The 9,444-nt window shown below is 68.9% G+C and carries 4 protein-coding genes; all 4 read right to left on the bottom strand.

Features of this window, described 5'->3' with window-relative positions:
* The coding region (locus tag PHY01_RS25670) for a class I SAM-dependent DNA methyltransferase (protein WP_141282795.1) at positions 1 to 4,731 on the bottom strand (4,731 nt) is incomplete at its 3' end.
* Positions 4,728 to 7,745 (bottom strand): SNF2-related protein, encoded by a 3,018-nt coding sequence (locus PHY01_RS25665; protein WP_246086155.1) that lies wholly within the window; start codon positions 7,743 to 7,745, stop codon positions 4,728 to 4,730. The genes PHY01_RS25670 and PHY01_RS25665, both read right to left, overlap by 4 nt.
* 58 nt (positions 7,746 to 7,803) lie before the next feature.
* Positions 7,804 to 8,790 (bottom strand): PGN_0703 family putative restriction endonuclease, encoded by a 987-nt coding sequence (locus tag PHY01_RS25660; protein ID WP_141282793.1) that lies wholly within the window; start codon positions 8,788 to 8,790, stop codon positions 7,804 to 7,806.
* Positions 8,787 to 9,329, bottom strand: a complete 543-nt coding sequence (locus tag PHY01_RS25655) for a hypothetical protein (RefSeq protein WP_141282791.1) — start codon at positions 9,327 to 9,329, stop codon at positions 8,787 to 8,789. Before PHY01_RS25655 ends, PHY01_RS25660 begins: the two co-directional genes overlap by 4 nt.
* Between the last annotated feature and the right edge of the window lie 115 nt (positions 9,330 to 9,444).

Here is a 9,444-nt window from a genome sequence, read left to right as displayed (position 1 = left end):
TGCCAGTAGCCGCTCGAAATGCGCGTACGCCTGCCGCATGTCCTTCTCGCGGTCCAGGGTGACGAACGGCAGCTCGTAGGTATAGGTGTTGCCGGCCTGGTTCGTGGCCGTGCGTTCGTCGAGGGTGATCCGCTCGCGTTTCCGGCGCCACACGCTCAGGACGGAGTTCGGGACGAGCCGACCGTTCGCGTCGTAGGAGTTGACGTTGCGGTCGTAGCCGTAGAGCACCGCGAACTGGGTGCGGTAGATCGTGCACAGCTCGTCGGCAGTGAGGCCGAGCATCAGGGCGACCAGGGCGTCGATCTCGACGAGGGCCTGGCGGCGGTCGGCGGCGATGCGCAGCGGCGTGGCGGGGGTCCAGGTGGGGGTGACTGCGCCGAGGTCGGGGCGGCGGTGATGGGGGAGGCCGCCGGTCCAGGTGTCGTTGGTGAAGTCGGGGGACCAGCACTCCGACCAGAGGTCGGCGTAGGCGTTGGTGATCGCGTTCAGACGGAGGGCGCGAAGTATCAATGCGGACCGCAGAGGCCCGTCCGCGTACGGGAGCCGGCTCACCGTGCCGGCGCTAATGGTCGACTTGGGCGCCACACGGACCGCAAAGTCGCTGATCAGTGAGCTGAGGTAGCCGCTGACGGCGACGAGATCCCTCAGCCCACGGTTCGGCGCTCCCGCGGAGGCGACACCGTGCACGTGAGCAGGGCCCGGTGGGATAAGCGCCGGGATGAGAGTGCGTTCGTTGGTATTGGCCGCCATGGCGCGCCAGGCGATCCGGTAGTGGTCGCGCGCGGGCTCTGGATCGCTCTCGTCGCCCCAGTCGGTGTAGTCACAGTCGTACCCGTAACGGTCGCCAGCAGGCTTGTATGCGGTGATCGGCACTGCGTCCGACGCAAGTGCTTCAAAGTCGGTCTCGGACCAGTCTTGGCGATGTAGCAAAGTCTTGTTGGGCGTCTTATAGAGGGGGGTGCCTACAAAGAGGTGCGGCCCCTGCAAAATCACATCGTCCCAGGAGGAGGGGGAGCCCCAATCAGTCGCGATGTAACCCTTCTTTCGATCGCTAGACTCGTGCCATCCAGAGGAGAATCTTAATTGCAAATCACCGATTCGCGGAGAGTGAGTCAGCTTCTGCAAGGTCGAGGCTGCTGCTCTGTTAATGGCGTAGACCATGCGGGTGTGATGCAGTGGCGTCGCCGAACTTTCGAGGGTGGTATGCCAGGTTGCCAACGCTTCGTCGGTTACGCTGGTGATCCTCCCACGGTGCGGACGCTGATCCCAGTTCCCGTGATCATCCTTGAATCCGGGTTCCGGGCCCGAGTCATCGTGGGCAAGAGACCGTATCACTGTGTCTGGGTGGTAGAGCGAAACGGCATTGTCGAATGAGACGTCGGTGCGACGTGGGCCGTAAACGTTGACACCATAGTGCTGCTGGTCGTGAACCTCGAAGAGCTTGAGTGCGTTGATGAATTCCCAGTGTCGATGCAGTCTGTGGTAGGCCTCCATGCGGAGAAGCCCGGCCCTATCGTCCGTGAAGTGCGTGTCGAGGTGGATGAGGCCGATCGTCCCGCGTCCGGAGCTGGCCCGCCAGGTCTGCTCCATGAAGCAGCGGTAGAGGTCGGGCTGAGACCCCAGCAGATAAGGATATTGCGCCGTCGAACCGACGAACTCCGCTATGGACGCGACGTCGGTGCTGCCGTCTACCACCAGGTCGGTCATCCCGGCCCTAGCCAAGGTCTCCTCGCGCTTCTGCGCGATCTGAGCCTCGCTCGGCTTCACCGCCAGCTTCCACCACGGGTCGCCCTCGGCAAGGAGCCCGTCGACGTCGGATCGCGGCCGCACCCACGGCGGGTTCCCCACTTGCAGGTCGAAGCCACCCCGGGCGAACACCGTGGCGAAGTCGAGGTTCCAGTGGAAGAACCCCTGCTGTCGGGCGACGCGCTCGCACACCACCAGCCACGGGTGCTCGGCGAGGACCGCGTCGATCGAGCGAGCCCCGGCGAAGTCCAGCTCCAGCTCCTCGGCGCGGCCCAGTTCCTCCCAGCTGGTCGCCTGGGCCAGCGAGATCTGGCCTGCCGTCTTCGTGGCCTTCCTCGTGTGCTGCTTGCCCACGTCCGGGTTGCGCCCGAGCACCGCCTGCAGCCCGGCGATCCACCGGTCCACCGTCGGCGGCTCGACGCGGTGCCCGTCGACGGTGGTCGCGGTGTCGGTGAGCGGCCAGAACCACAGGGCGGTCCAGGCGTCCATGACCCGGCGCAGCCGCCGGTAGGCGCCGGCCCGGTCGGCGAGGGACTCCTCGATCTGTTCGCGTTGCACCGCACCGCCGGCAGGAAGCGAGCCGGCACCCCACACCGGGATGGAGCGGCGGATCTCCTGCTCGGCGAGGTGCAGGCGGCGGTAGCTGATCTGCCACAGCGCCTCGACCCGGTTCGCCAGCTCGGCCAGGGCGGCGACCTGGGTCTTCGAGAGCGTGGTCTTCGTGGCTCCGCGCCAGCGCTTGAGCTTCTTCACCGCGGCCGGGACCAGGCTCGCGGCCTCCTTGGCGTCGGCAGCGGCGCCCCAGCCGTCGGCCGGCAGCAGGAAGTGGTGGATGCTGTCGCCGAGGTCGGAGCCGACCCGGTCGGCCGCGATGTCGCCGGGCAGCGCGGTCAGCGGCAGGTCGGTGGGGACGGCGCCGAGCCAGCTCTTGTCGGCGACCTGGCTGCGCCGGTAGACGGCACGCCGCGCCCCGATCAGCGAGTTCCCGCGCATCAGGTGCAGGCCGAACCACGGCGCAGACAGCCCGGAGACCATCGTGTCGAGCCACAGCGAGATCTCGGCCAGCTCGACCGCCGTGGCGTTGAGGTCGACGCCGTAGACGTTGTGCAGCGCCAGGTAGGCCTTCACCTCCTGCAACCGGCGCGGGTACTCGTCGGGGTCGATCCGCTCGCCGAGTTCGTCCTGGCGGCGCTTGAGGTACTGGTCGGCGAGCTGGCGGACGGCTTCGAGGGCGAAGGCGCCGGAGCCCAGCGCGGGCTCGCACACCGTCAGTCCGAGGATCTCCGAAGCAGTGGTGCGCTGGCCGTCCTGGTCGAGCAGCTCCTCCAACGCCTGGCCGACGGTGAAGCGGGTCAGCACCTCGGGCGTGTAGTACGACGCCGACTGCTGGCGTTCCCGGCCGGCGAGCCGGAACACGAACGAGCCGCGCGGGTGGACCACGGGCTGCGGTTCGCCGGTGACGGGGTGCGGGGTCTTGATGAAGTCGGCGGGGGCGATGCCGTCGGCCCGCTCGACCGGCACCACCCAGGAGCCCTTGCTGCCGTCACCGCCCTTGGCGACCTCGTACAAGTCGGTGTCGGCGAAGAAGCCGGTGTAGGACATCAGGCCCTCGTACACCGCGCCCAGCTGGTTGATGCCCAGCTCTGCGTAGGAGATGAAGCCGCGGTCCGTGCCGCGCTTCTCCTTGCTCAGCAGCAGGTGCGCCAGCACCTGCTGGAGCGCGACGTTGCCCAGCCCGACCTCGTCGACGAACCGGGTCGCGCGCGGCTGGAAGAGGTCGGCGCGCAGCGCGTTGAACTCCAGGCCCTCCGTGAACGCGGAGTCCTCGTCGTCGGCCGTAGGGCGCGTGGGCGCGTGCCCGGAGTCGACCAGCCGGAACAGCACACCCAGCGAGTCGTACAGGTGGGTGCCGGTCCGGGCCCGGGGCGTGGCCAGCTCGACCTGGACCAGCTCGCGCAGCCGGTCCAGGCTGTACCCGGCGTCGTACTCCTGCGCGCCGACCGGGAGTACACCCAGCTCGGGGGACGCCTCGGCGTAGAGCAGGAACAGGATCCGGTAGAGGAACCTCAGCGCCTGCTTGGCCAGCTCGTTCGCGTCGGCGGCCGGCAGCGGGTCGAGGCCCTGCTCGCGGCGGCGGATCACCACCTCGTTGGCGATGATCTCGATAGACAGCCGCACGCCGTTGCGCAGGTCCTTCGACACGCCGACGGTGTGCTTGACCGACTCCTCCAGCACCCCGTGCCACCACAGGTTGCCGTCGCCGTCGGGCGCGATCGACTCGGCGGACAGACACGTCAGGGCACGGTCGATCTCCCCGCCGCGCTTGGCGTCGTTGCGCTCGCAGATCAACTGCAGGTCGACGGCCAGGTAGCGACCCTCCGCCCAGCGCGCCTGCTCGGCGAGCACGGCCCACCGTCCGGCCAGGATCAGCACCAGGTCGGGGGCGGCGTCCTCGTCGACGAACAGCGCCGACACGAGGCGCGCCGCCGACGTGAAGTCGGGGTCACCGTCATTGGGCGCGAGTGGCGTGAGCAGCGTTGCCGCGTCCTTCGTCAGTACGTCCTCCACCGCGGCGGCCGGCAACGCCAGCACCACGGCAAGGGGTGCCCGCGCGGTGATCCCAGGTGCGGAGACACGCAACAACGGGCCGGTGCCGTCGATGTGCAGCCCGTGGCCGCGCAGCTCCAGCAGCTCTAGCAGCGTCTCGTACACCTCGGAGGTGGCCTTGATGACGGTCTCGGCGTCGTGGGGGACCGCCGCGTCCGGGTCGGTGAGCTCGGCCAGGCCCGCCAGCTCCACCTCCAGGGACGGCCGGACTTCGCTGAAGCGCGAGCGCGGCGTCGGACGCTGCTCCTTCGCTTCGGCGTCCCATGCCTTGCGCCGTTCCAACACCTTCGCCTGGAACGACTGGGAGGTGGCGTCGGTGGTGAAGAAGTGCTCGGAGATCCAGCCCTCGCCGACCAGGATCGCGTCGGACCCGCTCACTGGTCCGCTCCCGCGTCCGGAACCACGACCAGCAGCGGCCGGACCAGTTGCCGGTCCGGGTTCATTGCGGCGACCAGCTCACGCTCTTGCTGCACGCTGACCCGCCGCTGCTTCAGCTCGCTGCGCTGCATCAGGACACCGGCCTCCTGCTCCCATCGGTCAAGCCGGTGTGACCATGCCTCGACGCGCTGGGCGACGTCGGTCTCGGCGGCGGCGAACAGACCACGCATCTGGGTCTGCGCATGGCGTACCGCCGGCGCGATGAGCCGGGTCAGGTCGTCGGTACTGGGCACTGCGCCGGAGTTCTGCCGGGTGCGGTTCCAGCCCAGCGCGGTCAACGCCTCGGCGGCCGAGGCATGCGGGTTGACCAGTACGAATGCCGTGTCGTCGGCGTCGGGGAACTCGGCCGTCAACCAGGCGGCCGAGACCACCTGGCCGCGCCGGTTGGTCAAGGTGCCCAGCAGCAGCACCGTCGGGTGATCGACGTCGCCGCGTACCGCGAACACCTCGTTGCGGCCGAGCCCGGCCAGTGCCTGGTCGGAGGCCCAGTCCAACACGGGATGCAGCGGGCCCAGGTAGTGCGCGTCCGGCCAGCTCGAGTCGCTGTCGTCGCGGAGCGCCGCCGCGAGCCGGTCCGTTCCGCGGGCCGGGGTCGTGGCCAGGACCAACTTCTCGGTGACCCGCCGATCGGCCAGGTAGCTCTGGGGCAGCACCTCAAGGCGCTGCACCAGGTCCTTCGGCGGCACGAGCTCGGCCGTGCCGAACGCCTCGTCACGTCGCCACGACACCCCGGCATTGCCTGGCGGCGCGGTCGGGTCGATGAACGCCGCCCGAATTGCCTCGTCGAGGTAGGTGATGTCATCGGGGTAGAGGCCGGTGCCGACGGTGGCCGGTGGCACCGGTGGCGCGGCGGGCGCGGTGCCGAGGCTTGCGAGTTGGAGGAACAGGCCGGTGAGGTCGTCGCCGGCGGCGGCTTCCGCGGGCGTGCGCACGACGTCGTCGAGGGACTTGTGCCCGGCGAGCACCGCGCGGATCTCGTCCTCCTCGCCCTTGACGTCGTATTGCCCCATCAGCGACGCCACGTCGCCGAGCGCGGTGTGCGCCTCGTTCTCCTTCTCGATGAGCTTCGCCAGGATCCGGACGTCGCCGGAGAACTGCTTGCTGGTCGGGTCCAGCAGCAGCGCCGTGATCCGCGGCGGGTGCTTCTGCCCGTACCGGTCGATACGGCCGTTGCGCTGCTCGATGCGGATCAGGCTCCACGGGATGTCGTAGTGCACGAGCTCGTGACACTGTGAGTGCAGGTTGACCCCCTCGGAGGCCACGTCACCGGTGACGAGGACCCGTACCGCAGCGTTCTGCTGCTTGAACTCGTCCACGATCCGCTGCTGCTCGTCGTCGGCCAGGCCGCCGTGCATGATCTCCACGGCACCGGCGGGAAGGCCCAGATCCTTCGGCAGGTGCTCGTGCAGCCAACGCAGCGTGGCGACCCGTTCGGCGAACACCACCGCTCGTGCGGGCGAGGTCTTGCCGACCCCGATCTCTCGCAGGTGCGTCAGTAGCTGGGTGTACTTCGCCGAGGGCTGCTCCAGGGCAGCCTTCGTCAGCTCGGCGAGCTGCTCCAGGGCCTTGCGTTCGCGCTCGGCGTCGTCGCCGAGCCGGCCGATGCGCTCCCGCACGGTGTCGCGAAGCGCGGCCGGTGAGGAGAGGAACGCCTTCGCCAAGGTCCATGGGAAGAGCGACGCGTTCTTCCCGGAGCACGGGCTGCGTCCTGCCGCGGGCCACAGCCAGACGGTCTCCAGCTCGTGGGCGATCGCGTCCTCGGCGGGGGTCGCGGGCACCAGGATGTTCAGCGGCTCCTGCCGTTGCGCCCAGTCCGCGCCCACGACCGACTCGACCTCGGGGCTGTGCCGGTGGCGGCGGATCACGAGGTGCTCGATCTCCTTAGCGACGAGCTCGCCGGTCGGCGGGATCGCCGACGGATCCAGCAGCCGGATCAGCTCGGCGAACGAGTCGGCCCGGCCGTTGTGCGGAGTGGCCGACGCCAGGATCAGGGCCTCGCTGGTCCGCGACAGCAGCCGGGCCAGCCGGTTGTTGAGGGTGGCGCTGTTGGACAGGTTGTGGGACTCGTCGATGACCACGGCGTCCCAGCGTTGCTTCTTGAGGCCAGCGTGGTACCGCTCGGACTTGAGCGTGTCGATCGAGATGATCACGCGCTTGAAGTAGGTGAACGGGTTGCGCGTGGCCGGCAGCTTCTGCCGCACTCGCTGGATGCCTGCCGAGTCCAGTCGCACGAACGGCAGTGCAAACCGCGTCCACATCTCGTGCTGCATCTGCTCCAGCACGTGCCGCGGGGTGACGATCAGGATCCGGTCCCCCCGGCCCCGGCGAGCCAGCTCGGCCAGGATCATGCCGATCTCGAGCGTCTTTCCCAGCCCCACCGCGTCGGCCAGCAGGATCCGCGGCCGCAGGTTCTCCGGGTCCAGGGCCCGGCGTACCGCCGCCTGCTGGTAGCTGAGTGGGGTGGCGAGCGCCTGGGTGGAGACCGTCAGCGAGCGGTCGCCGAGCGGGACCGGGGTCTTGCGGAACGTCGACTCCAGCCAGAGCCGCGCGGTGCGGTAGCGGGGACTGCTGTCGGGGACGACCTTCGCGTCGACCGGGTCGAGCGGGCGGACGTCGTCGAGGCTCGCGTAGAAGCTCGCGGTGGAGTCGCGGACCAGCTCGCTCAGGCCCTGGACGTGAACCAGGAGCCCGTCGTTCGTCTCCTCGGTCGCGCGGACGAACCACTCCTCGTCGCGGACGACGACGACGGACCCGGGAGCCAGTTGCAGGTGCGTGGGAGTACTCATCCGCGTCGGGTCTCGCGGTCCGCGCTCGACATTCGTGAGCTGGTCCACGAGCTCCGTGCGTCTGTCACAGCGTCTTGCTCCGAACTGATCATGCGGCAACCACGACGTCGCCCGCTGCCCCGAAGGCCCGATTACGGCCAGGATGATCGAAGTGTCGAGTTGAGGCAACACAACGACCCTCGCCGATCTTTCGATGGCGGCGTCGCCTCCGTTACGAGCCGACTGCTCAGCGTAGGTGTCGTGCAGGGTCCCGATGCAGAGCACGCGAGACCGGTCGGGGGTCGAGGTACCGCTCGTAGACGGCGTCGGCCCATGGATCGTCGGCGACCAGCCGGATGGCCTGGACGAGCTCGTCGAGGGTCCGGGCGTCGAATGTCGTCGAGTCGGTCAGGGCGTGGCTGTAGCGGCGGGCTGCGGTGGTGCAGGCGACGTTGCCGGTGGGGGAGAGGAACACAAAGGTGCCCTCGTCCCACCCATCGTCCGGCGACGCTAGTAGCTGCAGAGCGAGGAGATGGTCGAGCCACAGCTGCTGCAGTGGCAGCCGCTGCAGGTCCGGCAGCGCGCCGTCGCGGAAGATCCGGTGCTTCGCCGCAATCTTCGGATAGCGCTGTTTCGGGTCGGTGGCTGCGGTGCCGCGAAGATTCTCGTGGTACTTCACCTCGATGCCGAGGAAGCCGCGGCTCGTGCCGTTCTGGTAGGCGACGAAGACATCGAAGGCGGAGTGGTTGCCGGTGTAGCGCTCGTCGCCGCGGCCGGGTGACCACTCGAACTTGATCTCCGTGACCTGGCCGATGTGCGGCCACAGCAGCCGCAGCGTGGCCGTGGCGAGGTCGAGATCCTCGGCGAGCGGGCCGAAGAGGTTGAAGCAGAGCGGCTGACTCGACAGCAGGTCGACCCACAACCGCGGCTGGGACAGCAATGCCCCGTTCTTCTTGGCCACGGCGGCCTCGACCTGACGCTTGGCCGGGTCGGATATGTAGTTGGCCAGCGTCGGTGGTTCGCCGTCGCCGGGGGTGAGGCGGGACCCGAGGGGGACGTCGCGGTGGAGCCCGGCCGCGAGGCCTTGGCGCTCGCGCCACAGGGCCTGGGTAAGGCGGGCACGCTGCTGCCAGGCGTTATCCCCGGTGACGAAGGCGTGGTGAGCCTCCAGGATCTCGCGGTCGATCACCATGTCAGTAGAGCGCACGACAGCAGCCCGTTCGCGCTGGGTCACCCGAGCCTGCCTGATCCTGGTGTCGGTTCGAGGACGCGTGCTTCGAGGGCCCCGTGCGCGAACGCCCAGACCCGGGCCGCCGACGCGGACGGCCCGAGTCGGCCGTAGCTGCGGTGCAGCGACCGAGAGCTGCGGCCGGGGGCGTGATCGTCGCGGTGGTAGACCAGCACGAGCCGGCGCTGGTCGATCCCGTCGATGGCGGTCGTGCGCAGCTTCTGGACACAGGCATGGAACTCACGCTCGTTCTTGGCACTCGCACCGCCCTTCCTCGGGCCGGGGCTGCCGTCGAGGCGGTAGGTCGGCCTCGACATGTAGTACTTGAACTCAATCAAGGAGGCGGTGTCGTCGGCCTGGACGAGGAGGTCGAACGTGCGCCACTCAGTCTGGAAGCGTGGCTTGTCGAGCAGCTCGCAGGCGGCGGCCATGAAGAACGACCGGAATGTGAACTCCTCGGTGTTGGCGAGACCGACCAGCTCGGCGTGTTCCAGGATGCGAATCATCGCCAGCCTGGTGGCCTCGGGCACCCACTCCTCGTTCATCAGCGCGCTGCTCCTCCTTCGGCGTCGAACGTGATCGTCAGTGAGCTGAGGTAGGCGCCCGTCGGCCCCTCGACAGCCGGCTCGATGTGCGGGTCTGATCCGCTGGGCCAGGCCC

It is taken from the genome of Pseudonocardia hydrocarbonoxydans, from assembly GCF_006539565.1.
Lineage (GTDB): Bacteria > Actinomycetota > Actinomycetes > Mycobacteriales > Pseudonocardiaceae > Pseudonocardia > Pseudonocardia hydrocarbonoxydans.
This window is presented reverse-complemented; position numbering and strand designations above follow the sequence as displayed.